Below are 24,017 nucleotides of genomic sequence, written 5' to 3'. Positions count from 1 at the left end.
GGCAGGTCATCACGTGGGCCGGTGATCGCTTGTGGGTGTTGAGCCGCCGCGGGCGGACATGGCATGTGCAGACCGAGGTGCCGTTGCAGGGGGCGGTGGAACCGCGGGCGCTCACGAACGGGTGGCTCGAGATCGGCGAGTCGGTGTACGTGCTGTCTGACCGGGATCTCGATGCAGCGAACCGGCTGTATGCAGCGGCTGGCGGTTCAGACACCCCTAGAGAACAGCGTCGCGTGTTGGAGGCCCGAGAAGAGAACGGATGGCCGGAGTGCACCGACGTCTTTGCGGCGTGGCACACGCCGGGCCCGCCAACGGGGCCACTGAGTGGGCCTGGAGTGTTGGTCTTCCCGGTGATGCTCATCGCATTGGTGCGGTGGCCTCGCGACCATCGGCTGCCGAGAGGTGCGGTCGAGATCGCAGCGAGTTCCACGGAGGTCCGTGTGTACGCCGACGGCGTCGCTGCCATCACTGCGCCGATCGGTGCGCTGGACAGCCCAGCCGACCGGCCCGGGCGTGTGACTGTCGATGGCGCCGAGTTGTGGGTCACCGAGTTCGACCAGCCAGTCGTCACCCGGGTGCTCGAGCGAGCTCGGTCGGCCCGTGCGTCGAGGACGTAGGGCGGTGATGGAGGTTCGTGTGCGGGCTCCGCGCCTACGTCCGAGGAGCGGGTCGATCAGACATGAAACAACCCGGTCCACTCGACTGGCAGGTAATGCCGGCACTTCACCTCGGCAGGCGATCGATCGTGATGTACTCGTGCCGTGGAGAGGGCCGAGACCAGGGCCGCCGGCGGCGCCCAGGAGGAGTCAAAGAACGCGACACTCGTTCCCAGGGACGCCTCTGACTCCGTCCCGCTGTACGTCGCGATTGCTGCGGTCTTCAACGGTCTCGCGGTGTTCATCGGGCCGCTGGCGATCTCGTCGCACACCAACGCCCTGGAAGACCAGTTCGAGAACGTCAAGAGCGGCGGCGACTACACGATCGCTTGGTGGGCTCTGGTCGGCGGCCTCGCTCTCTACGTGTGTGGCCTGGTCATCACCGTCGGGGCGCCGCGCGACCGGTTCTCGGCCAGCGAGCGCCGGCTGGTTGTCGCAGCGTTCACCTGTGTGCAGGTGGGCTTCGCGGTCGGCGCCTACCTGTTGTCACCGCAGCAACCGTGGAGCTGACGAGGACGGGCCTCGTCGGGAATGAAGTCCGGGCAGCGCACCCGGTGCGCAGTGGCCCATCTACGTCCTCGTCTTCGTTGCCCTGGACGGCAGTCGACCCAGCGAACCGGCTCCGCGTACCGTTCGGCCAGCATGAGCGCCAGGACGGCCAAACACGAAGAAGTCCGGTCCACGTTGACCGGCGTCCTCCGCGCAGCCGGGTTCACAGGCCGCTGGGGCTTGTTCAGACGATCGCTGGACGCAGAGCACGAGGTTGTCGTGTTCGTCGAGCGGATCCCCCTCCTCGGGCTGTACCGCGTCTACTACTCCAACCACTTTCCGCGCTGCTCGTCAGCATTGGATCGGTCGGCCCTGCGGGATCACCTGGAAGTGCTCGATTCGCCCCGCATCGTGCTGGGAGCGCCCGACATGTTCCTCATCGATAGTTCGGTGAGGCCTTCAGAGAACCCGGCCATGCGAGCCGACCCGTTGGCTCCAACGGATGAGATCGTCGATTCGATCGTGGAGGGGCTCCGCAAGGAAGGCATCGACATCGCCGAATACCAGTAGTGCCGGTTAGCCGGCTGAGGCTGTGGTGGTTGGCCCGGGCTCATCCGGTGGAGAGCCGCAGCCTGTGATCCGCAACGAGGAGCGCCCGTCGGCTGTCTGGGTCATCGCGAAGACGTATCCGTCGTCCCCAGCACCGTGCTCTGACACGCTCACCCACGTCACGTCGCCGATCGAGCGGCGTGCCGTTGTTCGGCCGGCTTCCCCGCTTGGGGTGATCGCCAAGGCCTGATCTACATAGCGGTCCAACACGACCTGAGGGTCAGACGTCTGAGTGTCAACGGCGAGCACGGCATCGAGTCCGAGACCCTCGCAAGCCGGCAGGGTCGGGATGGTCAGATCAGACCCGCGTTCGAGCAAGAAGTCTCCGCCGGTCCCGAAGGGTGAACCGATCTTCGGTAGCGGCACCCAGGGTTGCGGTGGAGGTCCCGGGCCGGCTCCGAGCGCGGCCGCCGGGTCGCCGAAGGCGTCGACGACTCCCCAGGCCGCCACGCCGTCGTCGCGGTAGGTCAATGTCGCTGTCGATTCTGATGGGCGGTCACGGTCGCCTGACTGCTGGGTGATGACGATGGTCATGGCACGCAACTGGTCCGGCGGGATCGGGTTGGAGAACGAGATCGTTCGCGCATCCCACGGTGCGGCCAGAGCCCGGCACACGTACGTGCCGTGGTCGCCGTCACGCTCGTCGCGGCAGAAGGTTGCGGTTGAAACCGGGTCGTTGGAAAAGCCGGCGGGCTGGAACACGAGGCCGAGTGCGGACGCCTGCTGCTGCAGTTCCTTCATGACGTCGAGCGGGTTGCCCGTCACGGCCAGGATCGCCTCCCAGCTCCGGTCTTCCGGAAGGTCAGGCCGGGTGGCCATCCCGTCCGGCTCGGGAGGGAACACGGTGAAGGGCCCTCCCACCAGCACCGCCCCCTCCGGGACGGTGAACCAGTCCGGTAGCGCCGCTCCCGCAGGCACAGCACCCTCGCCGATGGGGAGTTCGGTCAGCGTCGCTGGTGGTGGCAGAGGACGATCGCCGTCGTGGGTGCAACCGGCCCCGGCGCACATGGCGACCAGTGCCGCGACCAACACGAACCGAGCCACTCAACCAGTCTGGCTGACAGACCCAGCCGCAGATCGACAGCGCGATGTGGAGTTGCCAGAGGAGCGGCAGGTAATGCCGGTTGCCCGTCGTGTGAGACTGAGCTCGTGTCCGACGACGTCAGCCTCCGAGGAGTCGGTGAGTTCCGCCTGTCGAGGTCGCCCAATGTGACGGTGACGGTGTCGGCAGCGGAGATCGTGGTCGATCATCCACTGGGGACGGTGCACCTGCCCGCCGGCGCGCCCGATCTCGTACTCGCTCGCGATGGGTTGACCGCCACGATCCCGGAGGCGGGCGTGGTTCGCGTCGCGTTGTGGAGACCGGGAGCCTGGCGCCGCGCGCTGAAGTGCTTCGGCTGGCCGGCACCGGCCTGAGCGGCGAGGGCGATCGTCGCTCGCCGGTCGAGTAGTGCCGGAACTGCTCCGACTGCCCGAGCCGTCAGCGAGTGCGCGGTCCTGAGACGTCGTCGCTTGAACTCGTCGATGTCCAGACCTCGCGGCGGACGGCGACAGCCGTCGCCAGTACGTTCCCTCCCATGAGTCCCTTCGAGGCGCGCATGGTCGAGCGCGACCCGGTGCACGTCCGGTACGTGGAGGTGACTGACGACGTGCGGGCCATCGCGGTCGGGTGGTCCTCACTCGAGGACGCCGTCGGCACCATGCGCGGACGTCGGTTTCTCGCAGTGATCGCTGAGGACCGCTACCGGGCGTGCGTTGAAGAGGCCGCCGACATCACCGCAGCGGAGCAGCGACTACCGAGCCTTGTCGTCCCTGGAGGTACGTACCGTCGCGTCCGGCTTCACGGGGAACCTCCAGGGATCTACGAACAGATCGGTTCCGCTGCTGCGTTCCTCGGGGAGGCGCCGGACTGTGATCCCGATCGCCCGATCCTCGAGTTGTACCTGCGCCGGGACCGGATCGACGTTCTGATGCCGGTCCGCTGAGGCGGCGCTGCCTCACGTGCCGGTCAGCGACGGTAGGCCGGACCCAGGGCTGATCTCGAACGACGCGTAATGCCGGATAGCCACCATCGGAACTCGGGCAATCGCAGGCCCGGCAGCTGTTCTGTAGGTCCAAGTCGGGCAGACGCTGTACGAGGTGGTAGATCTCGGCCAATGGGAAGTCACGGAGCGGGTCGCCTGCAGTTGTGGCTGCTCTTCAAGGCGCCGGAGATTCTCTGGCTCCTTGGAGTCGGAGGCTGTGTGGGTGCGGGGATCTGGGCTCTTGCCGCGAACCCTCCTACTCGCGATACGCAACCGGGCGAACCCTACGGCCCAGACGCGCCCCTTCAATGGTCGGTCGTGGTGGGGGCCATCCTTCTTTTCGTCCTAGCTGCCGGGTGCGCTGTCGGCCTCGGCTTCACGCTTGCGCAGCGGTTCAAGAGACGACGCGATCGCTCGCGGCCATCAATCCCGTCCAGCGATGGGTGACAGTCGCCGGCATCGAGCTGGCCGGGCCGTGTTAGAAGCCGAGGTCGCTCGGAGCTGGCATGAAGTGCCGGCAGTACGTCGGGTGGTTCCGTGGTGGCCGTGCGCGGCGGTGATGATCAGGTCGTGCACAAACGTCCGCGGATACCGTTTTCGAACGGGTTTGGCTGAGGGAGGACCGATGTCTGATACGTCGAAGGGCGACGGCTGGTGGCTGGCGTCGGACGGACAGTGGTATCCGCCACCGCGGCCAGACCTCCAGGCCAGAGCGCCGATCACTCCGGACGTCGCATGGAACCCTCCCAGCCAGAGCCAGGGTCCGCCTGGCTTCGCGCAGCAGACTGCGTGGCGGCCGCCGAACCAGCCGGTACAAGTGGTGGTGCAACACAAGAAGAGTGGCTTCGGGACTGGCTGTCTGATCGGATTGGTCGTCGCCATCGTTCTCGGCCTCGGCGGCTGCGTCGGGCTCGTGGCAATCGCTGCCAACTCCGACACCCGAAGCGACTCTGCGGGCGAGTCGACGCCGCCGAACGCGATCGATCAGGGCATCGGCTCCAAGGACGCGACGGCGGACCTCGTCGGGGTGGAGTGGGTTCCGCCAGACATGATCGGCGCGGTTTATGTCAACACCACCGTGAAGAACAACAGTGAGAAGCGGTCCGACTACCTCATCGAAGTAGCTCTTGAGTCTCCTGACGGCGCGGTGAAGTATGGCGATGCGACGGCACTGATTCAGAACGTGGAGCCCGGACAGACGACCACAGACAAGAGCCTGTTCCTGAACGTGACGGACCCGCCAACGGACGCGCGGGCCCGAGTGACCAAGCTCCAACGAACTGCCTCCGTCTAGCAACCCCCTCCTAGCTCCAGCACGTGCTGCCGGCTGCCCGCCACGACGGGCGGTGGCCTCACCGGTCGCTGGTCATGCGAATGCCCTGGGTCGAGTGCCGTGTATGGACCCGGCCCCCGGAGGATCCTCGCTTGTCCCGACAGGGGATTCGTCCCTATAGCGAGTCGGCACGCGCTCAGCGGACCATCGCTGACATGAGGGAATGGCGACGATGGGGTACAGCGACACTGGGTCTGGCGATGGCGTTGCTGGCCGCAAGCTGTTCGGAATCAGCGAAGTGCAGCGTGGGCTTCGATGGCCGGTCTGTCGAATGCACGAAGTCGAACAGCTTCAGCGACTTCGTGGAGTCCATCGACGGGTCCATGTGGATCCTGATCGCGATCGGTGTCGTTGCCCTGATTGCTTGGATCGTGGAGCAGGCCGGACCCAATGCCGGCGGCGGGGTCGGGACGACGGGTTCGCCGCAGCCGAGGCCACAGATGGTGGCGGCCATGGCTCTGAACGCGGGGGATCGGATCGAGGCAGAACCTGGCCCGGTGACAATCGAGCACATCGCCTGGGTCGGCCAGCAGGCTACGCCTCAGCTACTCGGCCGGCGGTGAGCAACGCACGAGGCTGGTCGACCGCGCCACCTTGATCAGAAGGTTGCCCGCCGTCCGGGTTGCAGGCCAGTAGTGCCGGAAGCCCGTCGGGCGCGCCGAGGAGTCTTGGCCCGTTCGTTGCGTGGCACTGTGCGGTCATGGACAAGTGGACCGCCCGGCACTTCTCGCTTGCGAACGCGCTCGATGATCGACCCACCGACCTTCCGCAGCTTCTGCGACGCCTGGCCGACGCGATCGACGAGCAGGGGCTGACTCCCGACGAGATCATGGACCTGACGATCTCCTCCGAGATCACCGCTGACGGACCGTGGTGGTCGGCAACCGTCTACTGGTCACCGGCCGACGGTAAGACCGACGGGTAGTGCCGGCTCTCCTCCGACACGGCGGCTGCGTGAACACCCCGTGCGGATGTTCCTCTGCCGCCGCAGCGGCGCAGCACTCACCTCCGCGACCGACGTGACGGCCCGCCACATGTCAGCGGCCGGGTCGAGGTTCGGTCAACGCGATCGAGCGAGGGCCGTGCAGGTCTCGGCGGTGAGCTCGTCGGTTGGGAACCAGTGCTCAATCTGCAGTTGCTCGACGTCGACGTTCTGGGGCGCTTGGAACGAGGTGACCGTCGTGAGGAACCTCAGGTCGATGTCGCCGCGTTGTAGGTGCAGCACCAGTGCCGGCTCGGCCGGCGTGGACAGGTCGACGTCACGCCAGTCGGGCGCGACGGTCGGCATCTCGAGGATGTCGTCGATCAGCGCACGGAGCTCGCCATCGTCAGGCTGGGCCAACGACTCGCGTTGGAGACGCCACAGCAGCTGGCTGCCGACCTCATCGAAGTTCACGAGCCACGGCTGCGCCCCGTGGGGGTCGAACGTGAGTCGCATCAGGTTGAGCCCGAGTGATCCGATGCCGTCGGCGTCCGCAGGGACGTCGGTCGGTGCGAGACCGAGCACCGCGCCGAGGACCGCGATCGCGGAGCGGTTGAGGTCGACCACGTCGTAGCTGCGGTCGATGACCACGACGGGGAACGGCTCGTGGTGCGCCATGAGCAGGTCGATCGCCTGACGGATCGTCTCCGGCATCTCCGCAGCGGCATCGTCATAGACGGGGCTGTGACCCGCCGCGACGAGCATGGTGTTCACCTGGCGCAGCGGCACGCCCAACGTCGACGCCAGCCGGAGCACCATGTCGGCGCTGGGAAGGGACCGGCCCGTCTCGATGAAGCTCACGTGGCGGGCCGACACGTCGGCTGCGAGCGCGAGATCCAGCTGACTGAGGCCACGTTGCGCCCGCCACTGCTTCAGGAGCGCGGGGACCAGCCCGGCGCGGTGTTCGCCTCGTGCCATCGACCGAACGTAGGACGGCTGACGGCTCCGAGCACCTACCTGCACGGTTCGTTGCGACGACGGCGACCGAGCGTCACGCTCCAGAAGCGCCCACCCGATCCGGAGCCACGATGCCTACTTCCTCCACCACCGATCCTGGGACCACCGAGCTCTTCCGCTCGCCGCCGGACCGCTACATCGACGTCGGGAGCGGACAGATCGCCTGCCGGACCGTCGGCGCCGGACCTCCCGTGCTGTTCGTCCACGGCTGGCCGGTGAGCGGTGCGACGTTCCGGACCCTGCTGCCGCACCTCGTCGACCACGTCACCTGTCACGTGATCGACCTGGTCGGCGCCGGCGAGAGCCGGGTCGAGGGCGCGGCCGGGTTGTCGCTCGAAGGGCACATCCGCGCGGTCCGCCGCGTGGTCGACGCGCTCGACGTCGATCGCCTGGCCGTGGTCGGCCACGACAGCGGGGGCCTGATCGCCCGCCACGCCATGGCCGGTGACCGCCGACTCGCCGCGCTGGGCCTGATCGACACCGAGCAGCCGCACGGCCTGAGCTGGCGGTTCCGGCTGTTCCTCGCGAGCCGGCACCTTCCCGGCACCGGCGCTGCGCTCGGGTGGCTCGCCGGCCGCCCCGTGCTCCGGCGGAGCCCCTTCGTGCTCGGCGACGCCTTCGTCGACCGCTCCCTGCTCGACGGAGAGTTCGACGAGTTCTTCCTCCGCCCGCTTGCCACGGACCGGGTCCGTCGAGCGGCGGCGATCGAGGTGCTCCACAGCTTCCAACCGGGACTGGTGCATGCCCTTCCGGACGTGCACCGGCGCATCGACGTGCCCGTGCAACTCGTCTGGGGCGCAGAGGACAGGTTCTTCCCCCTCGAGTGGGCACGCGAGATGGTGGGGAGCTTCCCCGATGCTGCGCTGACGATCGTCCCCGACGCCGGGCTGTTCGCTCACGAGGAGCGGCCGGCGGAGGTGGCGGCAGCCCTGCTGCCCGTGCTCACGAACCACGTCTGAAGCGGACTCGGTCGACGGGGGGCGTGGCGTGTTCGGGACCTCCGTTGCGAAGCGGCCGGTCAGTCGTCGCCGATCCTGGCGGCGACCTGACGGCCAGCTCCGCGACTTGTCACGACCGCGTCTCGCCGCGTCCCGCCGAGGCCAACCATGGGTGCTCGAGGTCGAGGTACCGCTCGACCCTCATGACCTCTTGGAACTCGGCGAACTCCTCGGGCATGTCCGACGGCATCTGCTGCTCCGCCCGTCGCGCGTCGTCCTGCGAGGTGAAGTAGGCGACCTCGGTGAACGCATCGCCATCGTGGTAGGCGGTCACGGTGCCGATCAGATCGGGGCGGGCGGTGCGCAGGACCTCATCGGCCCGGTCGGTCATCTCGTGGGCTCGGCCGGAGTCCGTGACGTGGCCTTCCATCACCTGGACGAACTCGGCCCGGTCGATGTTGCCGTGGTCCATCACCTGGACGTCCGACGTGTCGTGGAAGGTGACCGGACCATCGAAGCACTTCTCGGTCTCGGCCCACCACGCCGACTGCTCCGGCCGGTCGCTGTTCTGCTGTGCTGCCTCCTTGCTCTCGAAGCGCACGACGAAGATGGCGTCGCCGGCGGAGGTGACGCCGCCGGTGGACCCGAGGTAGCCGATCGCTCCGGGCTCCACCTCTTGGTGCCAGACGTCGCTCCGCTGCTGCAGCGCCACCGGATCGCTGGTGTGTCCTTCGATGACCTGGATGAACATGGTTCGCTCCTGTCGCCTCGACCGCGGCCGGCGTGTCGCGATCGTTCACCTGTCAGCGTCCTCCCGTGCACGCGGTCGGTCAACGGCCAGCGGTGCAGTCGAGGCCAGGAGCGATTCGCACGAACCGGATCGGAGGCACCCCGAACCCAGCGCCCGCGCACCGGCTCGAGCCGTTGCGGCGGTGCCGAGCGGTGGTCAGGGGATCAGCTGGACCTTGATGGCGCCGCTGCTGCGGTCCCCTGCGACGCGGAACGCCTCCTTCGCGTCGTCCAGGCCGAACCGGTGTGTCACGAGCGCGTCGACCACTTCCGGGACGCGAGCCAGGAGGTCGGCGGCAGCCACGAAGTCGCGGACACCGCTGTGGCGGTGCACGCCGTAGCCGCTCGTGGCTCGCAGCTGGAGCTCCTTGGTGGTGAAGCCGAGCCCGATCTCGATCGGCGACCAGTAGGTCGCCATCGCGACGATCGTTCCGCCCGGCCGAGCGAGGTTCACGGCTTGGTCGATCGCTGACTGCGATCCGGCGGCTTCGATGACCACGTCGTAATCCGTGCCGAGTGCCGTGCCGGCACCGACCTTCTCGCCCGCTTCGATCTGGTGCGGGTAGCGAGCTGCCAGGTCGACGTCGGCGCCCGTCACGGCTCCGGCCGCCACGGCGCACAGGCCGATGCTGCCCGCACCGATGACGAGCACCCGCATGCCCGGCGACACCTCCGCGATGTCGATGCCGTGGACGGCGACGGCGAGCGGCTCGACCAGCCCGGCGTCGCCGAGACGCACCCCGCCGGGAAGCGCGATGACGGCCCGTGGATCGACCCACACCTCGTCGGCGAGGCCGCCGTCGATGGAGACGCCGTGTGTCCGGCTCAGGATCTCGCGGCACAGGTGCGGATCGCCACGAAGGCAGCAGTCGCAGACGTCGCACGGCGTCTGCGGCTGGACCGCGACCTCGGTGCCGTCGTCGAGCACGCCGGCGAACTCGTGACCGAGGGTGACCGGGAGCGGGCCCCACTCGATGAGGTGCAGATCTGATCCGCAGATGCCCGCCGACCGCACCCGGACCCGGACCAGACCGTCGGGCGACTCCGGCGACGCCACGTCGAGCACCTCGATGCCTCGTTCGGTGTTCCGCACGGCTCGCATCGGTGTCCTCCTGTCGTTGCCCGGCGGACTCGTGGCCCGGCGTCCTCGGCGGTGGTGGTGAGCGCCAGGTGCTCCGAGTCGGAGCGAGCGGCAGCATGATCGCGCGTCGTGGCGAAACCCACCGCCGGGTGGGTGCGACCAGCTTCGTTCGACCATCCGCACTGACGGATGAACCGCGGCTCCGGCGGCATGCCCTGTTGCTCAGAGGGGTCACGGCAGGCCTGTGCTCCTCTGCAACTGCGGGCCGCTGGCCGGTCGTTGGCCGGCCCGGCTGGATCAGTGAGAAACCGCCCTGCTCCGCGCGCCCCGCCGGTCGGTACGGTCGCCTGGGCGGCATGTCGCCGCGTCACGGGGGGCTGCTGTGCGACGACGACTGGCGGGAGTGGCGGCTGTCGCCGCCGCTGTGATCACGGTGACGGCGTGCCAGCCGCCGCCGCCGGCCTACTGGGTGCCGCCGACGGTGACGGTGGCGGTCGCTCCGGGCACCGTTGCAGCCGGTGGGTCGTTCACGATCTCCGTGACGGCCACCAGCAGAGACGACAGCCCGGTCGCATGGACGCGCATCGAGGTCCTCCCGCCGTTCCGGCCCGGGTCGAGCGGGCCCGGGGGCTACCCGGGCGTGGTCTGCGAACCGGCCGCTCCGTTCGAGCACGCCCTGGACGCTGCCCAGACCTACGAGTGCACGCTGCCTGACGTCGTTCCGAACGGCACGTGGCTCGTCAGCGCCACTGCCGGCACCGAGTACGTCGCGAACTACGCGGGTGGGGCTGACACGTCCTTCGAGGTGACAGGTGGCTTCGACGACCACGACGCTCCCGAGCTCGTCTCGGCTGTCGTGTCACCGAACCCTGTCGTGATCGGCCAGCCGTTCGCACTGACCGTGCGGGCCTCCGACGAGCACCACACCACTCCCGTGCCGGGATCGCCGGCGGCCACGATCGTCCTTCCGGCCGCACCTGGTGCATCAGGGACCTGGAGCTGCACGCCGGTGACGCCGGAGCTCGTCGAGCCGACGGTGCTGGAGTGGCGGTTCACCGACTGTGTCGTCCCGGCCGGGTCGAGCCCGTGGACCTATGCCGGCCGCCTTGCGGTGGCCGACGCATACGGCAGCTCCGCCGGCCTGTCGATCATGTTCAGCGCGGTTGCGCCGCCGGCCTGACCGACGCGAACAGGTACCGCGAGCGCAGGGAAGCTGGACCGGCACTCTTCGCCGGAACGCTCGTCTGCTCCGAGCAGTACTTCGCCGGAGTTCTGGGATGACATCGCGTGCTCGTGCTCTCTCGACCAGCACTGCCATGCCGATGTCCTCCTCGAGTTCGCCAAGCGATGGACCGACGGAACCCACGCTGGACCATCTGTGTCGGCCCGAGCATGTAGTGGCCCGCCTAGGTCGGTCACGGTGTCACTTGCGGAGACCGGCGCCCGGGGCGGTGGGCCAGGACCCATGCGACACTCGGAACGTGACCGTTCTGATGCACGACACGGTGGTCTACCGATGGCTCGCCGCGGGCGACGCCAGCGACCTCGACGCCTTCGACGACCTCCTGCACTCCGACGCAGTGATCCATGCACCCGCCGGGCTCTCCACGACGAGCATCGAGGAGGAAAAGGCCGTGTGGCGCAACGCCGTCACGGCCATGCCCGACCTCGCCCACGAGATACAGGAAGTGGTCGTCGACGGAGATGTCGAGATGGCTCGGGTCGTCGTCACTGGCACGATGGCTGGACCCTTCGGAGGAGTCGAGGGCACCGGCCGACGGTTCCGGATGGATCAAGCCGTCATCACGCACCTCCGACACGGCAAAATCGCAGAGGCGTGGGAGATTGCCGACGTCGCCGCGTTGCGCGACCAAGTGGACGGCTAGCGCCGCTGTACAACTCCGAGAAGACGTCGAGCGTCCACGTGAGCTGGAGCGGTCGGTTGGTGCCGGTTCATCGCCCCACCGGCCCGGTCTGATCTCCACGACGACGGATCAGAACTTCGGTCCGGTCCTCCCCGGTGGCCCCCGCCACCCGAAGGTGACGGGGGCGCAGAGCGTCGCTCTCGACGCGCCGGGCCGGATCGAGAACGCCACCACAGCTGGGGAGCGATGGTGGCGTCCCCCGAACCGGTGATCGGGGACGAGCCCGAGAGGAGACCAATCAGGTCCAGCCCCGACTGGGGACGATTGTTATCAGGAGTCGCCAACTGCCGCTCGACGACTTGGGGTCCGAGCAGCTCCTGGTATCGGCGCTTCAGAGAGGTCTGCGCAACGTCCTCGGCTGGACGCCCCGCATCCGGACGACTGCGATGCATCTCGTCCTCGACGGCCGCGCCGGCTCACCAGTCCTGGTCGGCGATGAGGAGCGGGGCCAGGGGCTCGAGGCCGGCGATGAGCTCGTCCCGTTCCGCCGGCGTGAGGTGCTCGTACGGCGTCTCGGCGAGGGCATCCGTGCGGGACTCCACACGGCGGCGGGCCGCACGTCCCCCGTCGCTGAGCCAGCCGTCGTCACCGATGAGGCCTCGCTCTCGGAGGCCGTCGACCACCGTTGCGATCTGCGCTCCCGGGAGGTGGTGGATGCGGCCGAAGCGCTCGGGAGGCGTGTCGTTGTCGAGAGCGAACAGCGCGTGAGCCTCGAGGCCGCCGATGCCCTCGACCACCAGAGCAGCGATGTGCCCGTCGCCCCGGTGCTCCCGCAGCAACGACGCGGCGTGGAAGCACCGTTCGACCACATCGTCGGGGATCGAGAGCGTCCGCAGGGCGGCGTACATGGGTCGGCCTTCGTGGGGAGCGCTCGTCGCCGCCGCGAGCAGCAGGTCGGTGGTCCGTTCGAAGGTCGGCCCCTCAGCGAGCGAACCCAGGATCCGTCGCAGCGCAGCGGCGCAGCCCGAGCGCCGGGCCGCGATCGCGGCCTCGGGCGTCGTCGTCTCCCACACCTTCGGGATGTGCCGAGCGACCTCGCCCGGGGCGAAGTTGTAGAAGAGCGCGTCGACCACCTCGGCCGGGACCGAGCCCAGCGGGGCCGCCCGCCCGGCGAAGTAGGTGTCCCAGAAGTCCGTGAACCCGAGGTCGAACATCGCCTCGTTCGGGTCTTCGGCCGAGTACGGGATCGCACCGATCGGCTCGACCAATTCGAACATCCGCCGACCCAACGAGCTCATCGGTCCTCCTCCCGCTCCGCACCGAGCGTGACGTCGCACTCGACTCTCCGACGGCCCGACTCCGCCGAACCTATCGGTCACGGTGCGAGCGGCATCGGCGAACCCGCACGACCGCAGTCAGCCAGCGCTCACAACGACGAGCCGCGCGGGGAGGCGGACGAGCCGGGGCTCGTCCGCCTCGCGCCCGTGCGCGCCGCTGCTCGCGAATCGATCGCCGAGGTGCGTCAGGCCGGCAGTCGGATCACCGCGCCGTCCGTCGGCGACACGCTGTTGATCGAGACGTAGGCGGACCCGCCGCCGACCGCGACGCCGCCCGGTGCGGGCAGCTCCGTCACGGTGCGGGCCCCGGTGCGCGCCGAGATCTTCACGAGGGCGCCCGGCGAGTTGAACGGCTCGCCGGTGAACAGCTCCGTCGCGTAGACGTCGCCGTTCTTCGCGACCGCGACGCCCGTGACCGACGACAGCCCGTCGTAGACCTTGAGCACCTTGCCGTCGGGGCGCAGGACGGTCACCTTGGCGAGACCCGGCTCGAGGCTCGAAAGCTGGCCGACGTAGAGGTTGCCGTCATGCTCAGCGATCGACGTGGGGACGCCGTCGTAGCCGTCGTTCGCACGGACCTCGAAGGCCTTGACGATCGAGATGTTCCCGTGGTTCGACACCCGCAGCAGCGTGTTGGCCGCAGCGTCGGCGACATAGGTGCCGTGTCGGGTGGCCAGGATGCCGTACGGGTCCGTCTCGGGCAGGTTGCCCGGGAGCAGGTGCGACAGCGAGAACGACGCGATGTCGGCGACGGGCTGCGGCCCCCACGGCGTGAACCGGAGCACCTGGCCGTTCTGACGTGCCAGCTTCGGCGGCAAGTCGGCCGGCACGGCCGTCATGATCCCCGACAGCGAACCCCACGGCCCGAACGTGACGGCATCGACGCCGGTCGCCGCGCTGCCGTCGGGTGCTGCCACCGACAGGAGCCCCTTGACGACCCGGGTGGCGACCGGTCGGTGGGTCCAGGCGCCGAAGATGGCGGTCACCGATCCGGTGTCACCGACGCAGGCGGGGCCCTCGGGACCCTCACCGCACGGGATGGAGGTGTCGGAAGCCCCGACCTGCCCGGTACCGGCCTCGGCGACAGCAAGCGTGCCGAACGGACCGACCGCGATCTGGCGCGGGTTGTGGAGGTTCGATGCCACCGTCACCGGACCTGGCGGTGGGTGCGGTGACCCGGTCGCACCGGCGACCCCTGGCGACGCAACCGCCACGACGGCGAGCGCGACGAGACCGATCAACAACCTTCTGGTGCGCATGGGCACCTCCTCCATCGAGCGGCCGTCGGGTTCCGACGGGCCGATGCTTCCGAGGTCGGTCTAGTACGGGGCGCCCGGGAGGTCGACGGTGATGCATCCCTCACCCCGGCAGGCGGATCGCCGAGCGGCGACCGGAGAGACCTTCCCCGGCGAAGCCAGCGGTGTTCGGTCGCGCGGCGCCGGTGGGCAGGCGAACCCGTCGTCGACGCAGATGTCGAGATGGGAGCCGGCCGCCATGCGGCTCCCCGGCATGGCAGGCCGACGGGCGAGAGGGTGTCAGCCGGTCGGCTCGCGGTGCATCCACTGGACGAGGTCGTCGCTTGCCAGCAGCCGCACGCGTGTGTCGTACCGGGCCAGGTCGGCGTCGTCGAGGAGGTGGCGCCACTGGCCGCTCGTGCCGCGACTGAAGAACGCGGTCGGGTCGATCCAGTGGTCCGGACCACCGGCGGGGACGATCGTGTCAGCCCTGCTGCGCATCGACTCGAACGTCGCCGACTGGACCAGGTGGGGCCACCGGTGCTCGTCGACGTCGAGGCCGAGGCGTGCGGCCAGCCGGCGCATCTGCCCCTCGAGATCGGCCTGCAGCTCGTCGTAGTGCACGAACACGACGTCGAGATCACCGCCGGCGTCCCAGAACGTCTGCAGGTGCTCAGCGGTGCGGCGCAGCGACGATCCGATCTCGGTCGACGGCGTCTCGTCGTCGACCCACCGCCAGAAGCGGGCCCGCTCGTCATCAGGGCGCAGCTGCCGTGGCGGCAACGGTCCGAGCTCGATGCCGTCGATCGCCGCCGCCTGCTCACGGGCGATGACGAACGCATCGAAGTCCATGTTGTCGATGTGGCGGTCCATCGACAGGGCGACATCGCGGGGGTCACGCCCGACGCAGATGTACGTGACCGTCGGATCGATGGGTATGCCGTCGAGCGGTGTGTGGGTCTTGATGAATCGGCGATGCGTCTGGGCCTCGAGGTCTGCGAACACCTCCGTGCGGGAGCGCGACACCATGTCGATCCACGGTGAGAGCGTGTCCAGCGGCAACGAGAGGTCGGGTTCCTGCAGGATCAGCAACGCGCAGATCATCTGCATCCACGTGGTCCCGCACTTCGGCGGCGTGCTGATGATGATGTCGCCGGGGCGGAGCACGAAGCCCTCCCAGCGGTCGCTGTCGTAGACCGTTGCCCGGTAGCGGCGCACGAACCGTCATTGTCGCAGCGGCGTCGATCCCGTGACGCCCGAATCTCGACGCTCACCTGTCGCACACTGCGACGACCATGCCGCCGGCGGTCGGCGACGAGCGTGATCGTCGGGTTCGAGGGATCGCCGACCTCCGGAGTGGGCGTGGAGGGCCTCGAACCCCCGACTCCCTGCTTGTAAGGCAGGTGCTCTGACCAGCTGAGCTACACGCCCGGAGCGGACGAGCGTATCGGTGGGTGTGGGGCGGAGCCGAGGCCGTTCGCTTCGGTGGCGCACGGCGGTCCCGCACCGCTGCAGAGGTTCATCAACCAGGTGGTTGACGTTCGCGCGTCATGGGCGTACGGTGATCATCAACCAATGAGTTGACGATCACCGGAGGAACGACGTGCCAGCTGATCCCCTCTCCCGGGTGTTCTCCGCACTGGCGGACCCGACGCGGAGGGACCTCGTGGCCCGCCTGTCCGACGGCGATGCGACGGTCCACGAGCTCGCCGCCCCGTACGACATCAGCGTGCAGGCGGTGTCCAAGCACCTCCGGGTGCTCGAGGACGCAGGGCTCGTCAGCCGCCCGGGCGACGCGACCCGTCGGCCCGTCCACCTCGAAGCGGAGGTGTTCGATCTCATGACCAAGTGGATCGAGCGATACCGACGACAGGCCGAGGAGCGGTACCGGCGACTCGACGACGTGCTGGCCGACATGCCCGACGACGTCGACCCGATGCCGCCCACCGGCCGGCGCACACGAACGAACCAAGGAGGAACACCATGACCACCACCACCCACGACACCGAGATCACCGTCCTGACCGAGATCCCGGCCGTCCGCATCGTCCGCGAGTTCGATGCGCCGCCCGAGAAGGTCTTCCGGGCGCACACCGATCCCGACCTCATCGTGCAGTGGCTCGGGCCGCGCGACCTGGAGATGGACATCGACCACTTCGACTGCACGACCGGCGGCTCGTACCGCTACATCCACCGCCGGGGCGACGAGGAGTACGGGTTCTTCGGCTCGTTCCACGTCGTGCGCCCGGCCACCGAGATCGTCCAGACCTTCACCTTCGAGGGCGTGCCCGACCAGGTGGCGCTGGAGCGCCTGACCCTCGAGGACCTCGGCGACGGCCGCACCCGGCTCACCGCGGTCTCGCTGGTCGACAGCTTCGAGGCCCGCGACGCGTTCGTCGCCTCCGGCATGGAGACCGGCGTCGTGCAGGGCTACGAGCGCCTCGACGAGCTGCTCGCCAAGGGCTGACCGGCCAGCCAGGTCCCTCCTCGTGCGTTCCTGCGTGGGTCGTCGTCGCCGTGCGACGGCGGCTCACGCAAGAACGACGGGTGGGTCCCTCGCCCACCGTCGGGGCCGCGAGGTCAGCCGACCCAGGGACCGACCCCGCCGATGCGATCCACCGAGATGCGGCAGACGATGCCCGGCGGCGGCTCGTCCATCGGAGGGAACTTCACACCGGGGCCGAGGTAGACCTCGGCGAGCCGCTGCAGCAGCTCCGGCGCCCCGCCCTCGACGAGGCGAGCGGTGCCGTGGACCACGAGGTACTCGTCGAGCCCGTGGTCGTCGCGCGTGCCCGCCTCGAGCGAGACCACGACCCGCGGGTCCCGCCGGATGTTCTTCAGCTTCTGCTGGGTCGGGCTGAGATGTCCGGTGACCAGGTCGTCGCCGTCGACGCCCACCCAGACGATGGCCACCTGGGGTGAGCCGTCCGGGTTCAGGGTGACCAGGTGGGCGAGGTGGCCCTGCTCGATGAGGGCCCGGGCCGGTTCCGGCAGCGTCGTCATCGCACCATCCTCTCCCCTGCCGGCTCGACGTGCCACGGCTCGACGCGCAGCGGGCACGACGGCATCGGCGACCCCGCGCCGACGAGCGGGCTCCTACGATCCCGACATGCTCTCAGGGATCGCCGACAAGGTCGCCGTCGTCACGGGGGCCGCTCGGCCTCGCTCCATCGGGCGGGCCACCGCACAACGCCTCGCGGCCGAGGGCGCCAAGGTGGCGTGCCTCGACATCGCCCGGCCGTACGAGGACTTCCCCGACTACGCCGTCGCCTCGTCCGACGACCTCGACCAGATCGTCGAAGAGCTGCGGGCCGGCGGCACCGAGGCGATCGCCGTCCGGGCCGACGTCAGCGACGAGGACCAGGTCCGCGCCGCCGTCGAGCAGGTCTCCGCGGAGCTCGGGCCCGCCGAGCTCGTCGCCAACGTCGCCGGCGGCTCGGGCGCCGGCATGGGCGCCGCCCCGCTGATCGCCGTGACCAAGCCCGAGTTCGAGCGCGTCCTGCAGGTGAACCTCGTCGGCACGTGGCTCGTGTCCCGGGCGTGCGCCGAGGTGATGATCGAGCACGGGTCCGGCGGACGGATCGTCAACACCTCGTCGCAGGCGGGCAAGGTCGGCTGGCCGATGATCGGCGCCTACTCGGCGGCGAAGGCCGGCGTCATCGGACTGACCCAAGTGATGGCGAAGGAGTGGGCGACCTCCGGCATCCTCGTCAACGCCGTGTGCCCCGGGACCGTCGACACCGACCTTCTGAACCCCGACAACCTGTTCGTCGACCTCATGGAGTCCGCGCAGCCCGGCGGCTTCAGCGGGTGGGTCGACCGCGAGATCCCGGTCGGTCGCCTCCAGCGGGCCGACGAGGTGGCGTCGGTGATCGCCTTCCTGATGTCGGACGACGCGTCCTACGTCACCGGCGAGGCCGTCAACGTGTCGGGCGGCCAGACGATGGCCTGAGGCCCGAGCCCGACAGGTCGATCCGACCGTCGCGGGACAACGCCACGAGCGCCGTCGCCGTCTCGGGCTGGAGCTCGGGCAGCTCGTGCGGCTGGAACCAGCCGGTCGCGACGATCTCGGGTGAGCTGGGCCGCACGTCGTCGAGCGGCGCGTCGATGGCCGGACGGGCGAGGAACACGACGTCGACCCGACGCGGCAGCGGCTCCACCACGACCGACGGCTCGCCGATCAGCTCGACGGGCAGGTTGACCTCCTCCATCGTCTCGCGAGCGGCGGCGACGTCGATCGGCTCACGGCGCTTGGCCAGGCCGCCCGGCGTGCCCCACCGAGAGACGTAGGAGTGCCGGACGAGGAGGATCGCGCCGTCCCGGCGCTGCACGATGCAGATGGCGCCGACCGTGTACTTCGGCGTGCCGGCCCGGACGAGCCAGCGCCGGACGCGGCGCGGCAGCAACCGGAACACGCGCAGCAGCACCCTCTGGACCGCATCGACCACGGAGCCACGATACGGCGCCCGGGGTCGGTTCCCCCCCTCGCGTCCTCGGGGTCACCTCACACCCGCTTCGGGGTCGACACGACCCGGGGCCGGTGCGCTCGGGCAGCGTGATCTCAGCCGTCGAGGGAGCGGCGGCCTTCGAGCAGCTCGTCGAACAGGGCGGGCGTCGCGGCCGACACCGGCGTGCGGCGCACGCCGTGGCCGATCTCGTCGAGGGGCCGGCCGTGCAGGTCACCGACCCGACCCCCGGCCTCGGTGATGAGCAGCGAGCCACCGAGGAAGTCCCACGGCCCGAGGGCGTCGTGCGCGCAGTCGACGGTGCCGTCGACCGAGCCGTCGGCCACCGAGCAGAGGTCGAGCGCCGTCGCCCCGAGCGCCCGGTACTGGCGCCACCCGAGGTGCCGGCCCGGGTAGCCGTTGAGCACGACGAGTGCCTTCTCGCTCCGGTCGACCCCCGAGACCCGCGCCGCCCGGCCGTCCCGGGTGGCACCACCGCCGCGCACCGCCCGGTAGCGGGTGCCGGTGGCCAGGTTCACGACCAGGGCGACGAGCGGCCCCTCCTCGTCGACGGCGCACAGGCTGGTCGCGTACCAGGGCAGGCCCCGGCTGGCGTTGGTCGAGCCGTCCACCGGGTCCACCGCCACGATCAGGCCGTTGCCCCGGTCCTCGAGCCCCGACTCCTCGCTCAGGACGCCGACGCCGTCGGCCCGCAGCACGTCGAGCGCGGCGGCGTCGGCCACGAGGTCGATCCGGTACTGGCCGGGCCGTTCGCCCCGGTCGCGCCACGACGCGTCCGACGTCTCGACATCGGTGCGATCTGCCACCAGCGCGGCGGCCACGGCATCGGCGGTCCGCTCGAGCAGGTCCTGCAACCACACCGTGGAACGCTCCGTCTGGGCCCCTGAGATCACCCCGCCGAGGGTACCGGTCCCCCCCGCAACGTGGTTTCTCCCGGCCCCGATCGGCTGGCAATCTGGTGGTGATGGCAGTCATCGACGTCGCCGGTTTCGTGGCGGACCTCAAGAACCACGCAGCCGACCACGGGTTCCACATCCACGACGAGCGCCACTTCGTCGAGACCTACTCCATGCGCCAGGCGTGGGAGGTCGACCTGCACCCCGAGGAGGCGTGCGGCGGGCCCGTCGAGTTCCACCTCGCGGTCGAGGTCGACCCCCGCTCGGTGCTGGCGTTCGAGGACCAGGTCCTGGAGCTCCCCGAGGGCGAGGAACCCGAGGACGTGCACCACCTTCCGATGACCTTCACCTGGTCGCTGCCGCCGCTCCCCCACTGCCCCGACCTGCTGCTGCTCGCCACCGAGCTGGCCGGGATCGGCGGTCCCGACCTGCCGCTCGAGGTCTCGGCGGTCGACTCCTTCCAGAGCGTGACCGACCCGTCCGAGCGCACCTTGACGGTCGTCGCCCGGGTGCCGGTCAGCCTCAGCCAGGTGTACATGGGCGAGGAGATGCTGTGCGACGCGCTCGAGCGGTGCCTCGAGGTCAGCCGCTTCCTGCTCGACGGCGCGCCGTCCTGGCTCGACGGCGAGCCCTGACCGGGCCGCCGCACACCTTCACCACACCGGACCCGGGGGGACCACCGTGAACGACCTGCTCGACGCCACGCGCCGACTGACGCCGCTGATCGAGGCGGCAGCCGACCGCTCCGAGGAGCTCGGCACGATGCCCGACGACGTGGTCGACGCCCTGGCCGAGGCCGGCCTGTTCTGGGTGCTGGTGCCGAAGGAGCTGGGCGGCCTCGAGGTCGACGTCCGCACCGCCATCTCGGTGTTCGACGAACTGGCCTACGCCGATGGGTCGACCGGCTGGTCGTTGATGGCGAACGCCACGTCGTCGGCCTTCGCCTCGGTGTACCTCCCCGACGAGACCGCCCTCCCGATGTTCCTCGACGGCGCCGACCGCCCGTCGCCCGAACACCCCCGGCGTCTGCCGATCCACGGTGGGATGTTCGGCCCCGTCGGCGAGGCCGTGCCCCGCGACAGCGCGCTGGAGTTCAGCGGCCGCTACTCGTTCGGCAGCGGGACAGGGCACGCCGACTGGATCGCAGCGGGCGGCATGCTCATGGTCGACGGCGAGCCGGGCCTCGACGAGCTGGGCCTGCCCGACATGCGCGTCGCCTTCATCCCGAGGGACCAGGTCGAGTTCACCGGCAACTGGAACGTGCTCGGCCTCGCCGGCACCGGCAGCTACGACTACACGGTCGACGGCGTGCTCGTCCCGGAGGACCGGACCTTCCGTCTGCTCACGTGCGTGCCGCTCCGCGGCGGTGACGTGTTCCGCATCGGCCTGTTCGCCCTGACCGCGCTCGGCCACGCCGGGTTCGCCACGGGTGTCGGTCGCCGGGCCATCGACGAGATCGTGAAGGTCGCGCAGGACAAGGCCCGGCTGGGCGCGGATCCGATCGCGTCGCAGCAGCTGTTCCAGCACGACCTGGCGCTGCACGATGGCGCAATGCGGGCCGCCCGCTCGTTCGTGTTCGAGGCGTTCGAGGAGCTCGAGGCGGCCGTGGCCGACGGCGGCGACCCCACCAACCTCCAGGTGCAGCGCACCCGCCAGGCCACGACGTACGCCACCCGCGTGGCCGCCGACGCGTGCCGCTTCGCCTACACCTGGGCCGGCTCCTCGGGTCTCCGCCAGCCCAGCGTCGTCGGCCGCTGCTTCCGAGACATCTCGGCCGGCACGCAGCACCTCTTCGTCGACAACAACACCCTCACCGGGTACGCGCAGGCGCTGCTGCAGGGTTGAGGAGGCCGGGCGTGCCCGTCGTCTCGACCCCTGACCCTCCCGTTCGGGAGGGACGGTCGGGGCTCAGAGGTAGTCGAGCGTCATCAGGTTCCGGAAGCAGAACCAACCCGGCACCGCAGGGATGAACGTGGCGGTCACCTGGTACGCGAGCGACGCCGCCACCGCGACCTCCTGGCTGGCGCCCACCGCGGTCAGCAGACCGGCCACACCCACCGAGCTGACCGCCGTCGCACCGCCCGGCACCGGGACGGCGAAGGCCAACGTGGACACGCCGGTGTTGATCAGCACGATCGTCCAGAAGTTGACCGGTGGGCCGAAGGCGGCGACGCAGCAGTAGAGGACGAACGCGTACATGAGGGCGTTGCACGCCCAGCCCAGCACCAGCTGGCTGATCTGTCGGGGCGAGCGGAGCGCCGAGGACACGATCGCCCACGCGTTCTGCACCGGCGCCAGCACCCGCTTGCGGATGCCCGGGATGCCGAAGACGATCGCGCACACGACGCCGATCACCGCCGCCGCGATCAGGAGCAGCGTGAGGAGCTGGCTCGCGGACACCGACTCGGTCGACACCTTGGACGGCGACAGCAGGATGGCGAGCAAGCAGACCGAGCTGGTCACGACGACGTTCGCCACGCCCGACACGACGCCGCCGGCCGCCACCGCTCCGGCGAGGTCGACGCCCTGCTTCTGCAGGTAGCGCACCTGCGACGCCAGGCCGCCGACGGTCGGCACCGCCAGGTTGGCGAACGACAGCGACAGCTGCAGCTCCGTCGTGCGCAGGAGCGGGATGCGGATCGGGACGCTTCCCATGAGAGCGATCGCGGTCGAGAAGTTCGTGAGCAGCGAGACCGTGATGGCGAGGCTGATCCAGGACCAGTCGGCCTGGGACATCGTGTCCCACAGCTCCTGCGGATCGCCCACCTGGCTGAGCAGCGCGGCGACGCCGAGGAACGTGCCGATGACCATGGCCAGCGTCGCGCCGGAGATCCGGTGCAGCTCGGTGAGGTGCGGCGGTTCGACGTCGACCGCCGCCGCGGCGGACGACCGCAGCGCGGCGATCCCGTCGGACTGCGCCTTGCGCTCGGCCCGCCCGTGGGGCCGCATCGACGACGGCAGCACCGACGTCTGCAGGACGGGCAGCACCTCCTGCAGCCGGTCGTGGCCGAGGCCGAAGGCAGCCGCGGCGACGGCCCGGTCCGGGCCGACGACCTCGCCGCTCGCGACGAGGAAGGTGGCGACGTCGTGGAGCCGGTAGTCGTGGCGGTCGCCGGTGACGGCCTCGCTGAAGGACGTGAAGCCGACCTCGCCGTCGTCGGCCAGGATCACGTGGTCGAGCGTGAGGTCGAGGTGCGCGATCCCGGCCTCGTGCAGCCGGGTGAGGGAGCGCCATGCTCGCTCGAGCAACGCCTCGGTCAGGTCGTCGGGCGACAGCTCGGAGAACGGCGTCCCGGCGAACGGTCGGTCGACCAGCACCGCCGCACCCGGTCCCGCCGTGCCGGTCGTGACCACCTCGGGGACCCGCACGCCCTCGCTGCCGGCGAGCAGCATCGTGTACGCCTGGTGCTCGACCGCCTCGATCCTGGTCAGGTGGAGACGTCCCGGCGGCGACTTGTAGACGATCGAACGCCAGGCCCGGCCGAGCACCTGGGCGTCGGCCTCGTCGCGACCGAGCACCCGGATGTGCAGCATCCCCCGCCCGTCGACGGCGTACATCAACGTGGCGTCGTCGGGTTGGTGCTGGGCCAGTCCGAGCCCCTCGGCGCCGACGCCGAGCTCGCGGAGCGTCTCGCGCATCTGCGGCAGGGTCGGGCGGCCGCCCGGCGAGCCGAACGCCAGGTGAACGATGGCGCCGCACCCCCACCCGAGGACCGCGCCGGCGACGACGGCGTTCGGAAGGGCCACGCCCAGGTACATGGCCGACAGCGCCATGATCGTGGCGAAGAGCTGGCCGGTCCGGCGGGTGGGTCGGGCGACGTACGGCGCTGCGGCGGCGACGACGCCGACGATCACCGCCAGCCGGGTGGCGGGGAAGGACGGGCTCGACGACCCGAGCCGCACCGTGGCCTGCAGCGCCTCCGTCGTCGAGTCACCGGACACGAACGCGCCGATGAGCCGTGACAGGAGCGCGGCGAGGATGCCGGCGAGCGCCAGGTCTCGGGCGAGCCGCCACCGGCGACCGATCAGCGCCGCGACGAGCACGAGCCCGAGGCCCCACAGCGTCCCGAGCCCGTACGCCAGGCGGAACAGGTCGTCGAGCGAGTCGGGCAGCTGGTTGAAGAACTCGAACAGCGACCGCTGTGCGTCGCTGATCTGGTCGGCCCGGGCGGCGAGGACCGCCACGACCGCCGTCGCGACGATGACCCGGATCCAGTCGCTCGTGCGCCGCCGGAACGGGTGCTCGTCGGCCGGGCCGAACGTGTGGACCCGCCAGCGGGTCAGTTGCGCGTCCACCTGGTCGTCCAGGTCGCCGACCACGTCGAGAGGCACATCGGCAGGCTACGGGAGCGTCACCCGCG

Annotated in this window: 26 protein-coding genes and 1 tRNA gene; 15 read left to right on the top strand and 12 right to left on the bottom strand. The window is 70.0% G+C overall.

What is annotated here, in order from left to right; translation table 11 throughout:
• Positions 1-761: 761 nt before the first annotated feature.
• Together LH044_RS21305 and LH044_RS21300 are read left to right on the top strand one after the other, a co-directional pair.
• Entirely contained in the window at positions 762-1,166 is a 405-nt protein-coding gene (locus LH044_RS21305) for a hypothetical protein (protein WP_227757647.1), read from the top strand.
• Positions 1,167-1,298: 132 nt separating this feature from the next.
• A complete protein-coding gene (locus LH044_RS21300) occupies positions 1,299-1,715 on the top strand; it encodes a hypothetical protein (RefSeq protein WP_227757646.1) in 417 nt (138 codons plus the stop codon).
• Between the two features lie 6 nt (positions 1,716-1,721).
• On the opposite strand, the gene LH044_RS21295 is transcribed toward LH044_RS21300, so the two are convergent.
• Positions 1,722-2,798, bottom strand: coding sequence for a hypothetical protein (locus LH044_RS21295; RefSeq protein WP_227757645.1), 1,077 nt, complete (start codon positions 2,796-2,798; stop codon positions 1,722-1,724).
• A gap of 105 nt (positions 2,799-2,903) precedes the next feature.
• Here LH044_RS21295 and LH044_RS21290 point away from each other — a divergent pair, with 105 nt between their 5' ends.
• The 5 genes from LH044_RS21290 (at position 2,904) to LH044_RS21270 (ending at position 6,036) form a co-directional block, all read left to right on the top strand.
• Complete coding sequence (locus LH044_RS21290) at positions 2,904-3,170, top strand: hypothetical protein (RefSeq protein WP_227757644.1); 267 nt, start codon at positions 2,904-2,906, stop codon at positions 3,168-3,170.
• Between the two features lie 161 nt (positions 3,171-3,331).
• Positions 3,332-3,739: a hypothetical protein gene (locus tag LH044_RS21285; protein ID WP_227757643.1), complete on the top strand. Its 408-nt coding sequence runs from the start codon at positions 3,332-3,334 to the stop codon at positions 3,737-3,739.
• A 664-nt stretch (positions 3,740-4,403) separates the two neighbouring features.
• Positions 4,404-5,072: a hypothetical protein gene (locus tag LH044_RS21280; RefSeq protein ID WP_227757642.1), complete on the top strand. Its 669-nt coding sequence runs from the start codon at positions 4,404-4,406 to the stop codon at positions 5,070-5,072.
• Positions 5,073-5,311: 239 nt separating this feature from the next.
• A complete protein-coding gene (locus LH044_RS21275) occupies positions 5,312-5,674 on the top strand; it encodes a hypothetical protein (RefSeq protein ID WP_227757641.1) in 363 nt (120 codons plus the stop codon).
• A gap of 137 nt (positions 5,675-5,811) precedes the next feature.
• The gene (locus LH044_RS21270) at positions 5,812-6,036 is read left to right on the top strand and encodes a hypothetical protein (protein WP_227757640.1); all 225 of its coding nucleotides are present in this window, start codon (positions 5,812-5,814) and stop codon (positions 6,034-6,036) included.
• Positions 6,037-6,171: 135 nt separating this feature from the next.
• On the opposite strand, the gene LH044_RS21265 is transcribed toward LH044_RS21270, so the two are convergent.
• The gene (locus LH044_RS21265) at positions 6,172-7,011 is read right to left on the bottom strand and encodes a helix-turn-helix transcriptional regulator (protein WP_227757639.1); all 840 of its coding nucleotides are present in this window, start codon (positions 7,009-7,011) and stop codon (positions 6,172-6,174) included.
• Between the two features lie 110 nt (positions 7,012-7,121).
• Here LH044_RS21265 and LH044_RS21260 point away from each other — a divergent pair, with 110 nt between their 5' ends.
• Positions 7,122-8,009, top strand: a complete 888-nt coding sequence (locus LH044_RS21260) for an alpha/beta fold hydrolase (protein ID WP_227757638.1) — start codon at positions 7,122-7,124, stop codon at positions 8,007-8,009.
• A 109-nt stretch (positions 8,010-8,118) separates the two neighbouring features.
• On the opposite strand, the gene LH044_RS21255 is transcribed toward LH044_RS21260, so the two are convergent.
• Positions 8,119-8,739: a hypothetical protein gene (locus tag LH044_RS21255; RefSeq protein WP_227757637.1), complete on the bottom strand. Its 621-nt coding sequence runs from the start codon at positions 8,737-8,739 to the stop codon at positions 8,119-8,121.
• Between the two features lie 195 nt (positions 8,740-8,934).
• Entirely contained in the window at positions 8,935-9,879 is a 945-nt protein-coding gene (locus LH044_RS21250; protein WP_227757636.1) for a zinc-dependent alcohol dehydrogenase, read from the bottom strand.
• A 517-nt stretch (positions 9,880-10,396) separates the two neighbouring features.
• On the opposite strand from LH044_RS21250, the gene LH044_RS21245 reads away from it, so the two are divergent.
• Positions 10,397-11,038 (top strand): hypothetical protein, encoded by a 642-nt coding sequence (locus tag LH044_RS21245; RefSeq protein ID WP_227757635.1) that lies wholly within the window; start codon positions 10,397-10,399, stop codon positions 11,036-11,038.
• Between the two features lie 301 nt (positions 11,039-11,339).
• Positions 11,340-11,744 carry an ester cyclase gene (locus tag LH044_RS21240; RefSeq protein WP_227757634.1) on the top strand — a complete coding sequence of 135 codons (405 nt, stop codon included), beginning with the start codon at positions 11,340-11,342 and terminating at the stop codon, positions 11,742-11,744.
• 455 nt (positions 11,745-12,199) lie between these two features.
• Here LH044_RS21240 and LH044_RS21235 read toward each other — a convergent pair whose 3' ends face one another.
• From LH044_RS21235 to LH044_RS21220, 4 genes are all read right to left on the bottom strand, one after another.
• Complete coding sequence (locus LH044_RS21235; protein ID WP_445227743.1) at positions 12,200-13,021, bottom strand: SCO6745 family protein; 822 nt, start codon at positions 13,019-13,021, stop codon at positions 12,200-12,202.
• Between the two features lie 224 nt (positions 13,022-13,245).
• The gene (locus LH044_RS21230; RefSeq protein WP_227757632.1) at positions 13,246-14,319 is read right to left on the bottom strand and encodes a ScyD/ScyE family protein; all 1,074 of its coding nucleotides are present in this window, start codon (positions 14,317-14,319) and stop codon (positions 13,246-13,248) included.
• A gap of 276 nt (positions 14,320-14,595) precedes the next feature.
• Positions 14,596-15,513: a sulfotransferase domain-containing protein gene (locus tag LH044_RS21225; protein ID WP_227757631.1), complete on the bottom strand. Its 918-nt coding sequence runs from the start codon at positions 15,511-15,513 to the stop codon at positions 14,596-14,598.
• A 139-nt stretch (positions 15,514-15,652) separates the two neighbouring features.
• A tRNA-Val gene (locus LH044_RS21220) sits at positions 15,653-15,726 on the bottom strand.
• Positions 15,727-15,898: 172 nt separating this feature from the next.
• On the opposite strand from LH044_RS21220, the gene LH044_RS21215 reads away from it, so the two are divergent.
• On the top strand, positions 15,899-16,282 hold the full coding sequence (locus LH044_RS21215; RefSeq protein WP_227757630.1) for an ArsR/SmtB family transcription factor: 384 nt from the start codon (positions 15,899-15,901) through the stop codon (positions 16,280-16,282).
• Positions 16,279-16,761 carry an SRPBCC family protein gene (locus tag LH044_RS21210; RefSeq protein ID WP_227757629.1) on the top strand — a complete coding sequence of 161 codons (483 nt, stop codon included), beginning with the start codon at positions 16,279-16,281 and terminating at the stop codon, positions 16,759-16,761. The genes LH044_RS21215 and LH044_RS21210 overlap by 4 nt, the downstream gene beginning before the upstream one ends.
• A 113-nt stretch (positions 16,762-16,874) precedes the next feature.
• Here the strand turns inward: LH044_RS21210 and LH044_RS21205 are convergent, their stop codons facing one another.
• A complete protein-coding gene (locus tag LH044_RS21205) occupies positions 16,875-17,297 on the bottom strand; it encodes a PPOX class F420-dependent oxidoreductase (RefSeq protein ID WP_227757628.1) in 423 nt (140 codons plus the stop codon).
• Positions 17,298-17,403: 106 nt separating this feature from the next.
• Here LH044_RS21205 and LH044_RS21200 point away from each other — a divergent pair, with 106 nt between their 5' ends.
• Positions 17,404-18,246, top strand: a complete 843-nt coding sequence (locus LH044_RS21200; RefSeq protein ID WP_227757627.1) for an SDR family NAD(P)-dependent oxidoreductase — start codon at positions 17,404-17,406, stop codon at positions 18,244-18,246.
• Here the strand turns inward: LH044_RS21200 and LH044_RS21195 are convergent.
• Together LH044_RS21195 and LH044_RS21190 are read right to left on the bottom strand one after the other, a co-directional pair.
• Positions 18,215-18,742: an NUDIX hydrolase gene (locus LH044_RS21195; protein ID WP_227757626.1), complete on the bottom strand. Its 528-nt coding sequence runs from the start codon at positions 18,740-18,742 to the stop codon at positions 18,215-18,217. The genes LH044_RS21200 and LH044_RS21195 overlap by 32 nt on opposite strands.
• A gap of 113 nt (positions 18,743-18,855) precedes the next feature.
• Complete coding sequence (locus tag LH044_RS21190; protein WP_227757625.1) at positions 18,856-19,653, bottom strand: inositol monophosphatase family protein; 798 nt, start codon at positions 19,651-19,653, stop codon at positions 18,856-18,858.
• A gap of 71 nt (positions 19,654-19,724) precedes the next feature.
• On the opposite strand from LH044_RS21190, the gene LH044_RS21185 reads away from it, so the two are divergent.
• On the top strand, positions 19,725-20,291 hold the full coding sequence (locus LH044_RS21185) for a hypothetical protein (protein ID WP_227757624.1): 567 nt from the start codon (positions 19,725-19,727) through the stop codon (positions 20,289-20,291).
• A 46-nt stretch (positions 20,292-20,337) separates the two neighbouring features.
• Entirely contained in the window at positions 20,338-21,501 is a 1,164-nt protein-coding gene (locus LH044_RS21180; protein ID WP_227757623.1) for an acyl-CoA dehydrogenase family protein, read from the top strand.
• A gap of 63 nt (positions 21,502-21,564) precedes the next feature.
• On the opposite strand, the gene LH044_RS21175 is transcribed toward LH044_RS21180, so the two are convergent.
• Positions 21,565-23,988, bottom strand: a complete 2,424-nt coding sequence (locus LH044_RS21175; RefSeq protein WP_227757622.1) for a lysylphosphatidylglycerol synthase transmembrane domain-containing protein — start codon at positions 23,986-23,988, stop codon at positions 21,565-21,567.
• Positions 23,989-24,017 lie beyond the last annotated feature (29 nt).

The sequence above is a fragment of the Dermatobacter hominis genome, from assembly GCF_020715685.1.
GTDB classification, from domain to species: Bacteria; Actinomycetota; Acidimicrobiia; order Acidimicrobiales; family Microtrichaceae; genus Dermatobacter; species Dermatobacter hominis.
Note: the sequence above shows the minus strand (reverse complement) of the source record. Positions and strands in the feature narration are given on the sequence as shown.

What these genes read in the sequence shown, in the direction of transcription:
- LH044_RS21200 (WP_227757627.1), top strand. Translation starts at nt 17,404, where the DNA reads ATGCTCTCAGGGATCGCCGACAAGGTCGCCGTCGTCACGGGGGCCGCT.
- LH044_RS21280 (WP_227757642.1), top strand. Translation starts at nt 4,404, where the DNA reads ATGTCTGATACGTCGAAGGGCGACGGCTGGTGGCTGGCGTCGGACGGA.
- LH044_RS21185 (WP_227757624.1), top strand. Translation starts at nt 19,725, where the DNA reads ATGGCAGTCATCGACGTCGCCGGTTTCGTGGCGGACCTCAAGAACCAC.
- LH044_RS21275 (WP_227757641.1), top strand. Translation starts at nt 5,312, where the DNA reads ATGGCGTTGCTGGCCGCAAGCTGTTCGGAATCAGCGAAGTGCAGCGTG.
- LH044_RS21205 (WP_227757628.1), bottom strand. Translation starts at nt 17,297, where the DNA reads ATGACGACGCTGCCGGAACCGGCCCGGGCCCTCATCGAGCAGGGCCAC.
- LH044_RS21250 (WP_227757636.1), bottom strand. Translation starts at nt 9,879, where the DNA reads ATGCGAGCCGTGCGGAACACCGAACGAGGCATCGAGGTGCTCGACGTG.
- LH044_RS21285 (WP_227757643.1), top strand. Translation starts at nt 3,332, where the DNA reads ATGAGTCCCTTCGAGGCGCGCATGGTCGAGCGCGACCCGGTGCACGTC.
- LH044_RS21235 (WP_445227743.1), bottom strand. Translation starts at nt 13,021, where the DNA reads ATGAGCTCGTTGGGTCGGCGGATGTTCGAATTGGTCGAGCCGATCGGT.
- LH044_RS21255 (WP_227757637.1), bottom strand. Translation starts at nt 8,739, where the DNA reads ATGTTCATCCAGGTCATCGAAGGACACACCAGCGATCCGGTGGCGCTG.
- LH044_RS21300 (WP_227757646.1), top strand. Translation starts at nt 1,299, where the DNA reads ATGAGCGCCAGGACGGCCAAACACGAAGAAGTCCGGTCCACGTTGACC.
- LH044_RS21270 (WP_227757640.1), top strand. Translation starts at nt 5,812, where the DNA reads ATGGACAAGTGGACCGCCCGGCACTTCTCGCTTGCGAACGCGCTCGAT.
- LH044_RS21265 (WP_227757639.1), bottom strand. Translation starts at nt 7,011, where the DNA reads ATGGCACGAGGCGAACACCGCGCCGGGCTGGTCCCCGCGCTCCTGAAG.
- LH044_RS21260 (WP_227757638.1), top strand. Translation starts at nt 7,122, where the DNA reads ATGCCTACTTCCTCCACCACCGATCCTGGGACCACCGAGCTCTTCCGC.
- LH044_RS21230 (WP_227757632.1), bottom strand. Translation starts at nt 14,319, where the DNA reads ATGCGCACCAGAAGGTTGTTGATCGGTCTCGTCGCGCTCGCCGTCGTG.
- LH044_RS21210 (WP_227757629.1), top strand. Translation starts at nt 16,279, where the DNA reads ATGACCACCACCACCCACGACACCGAGATCACCGTCCTGACCGAGATC.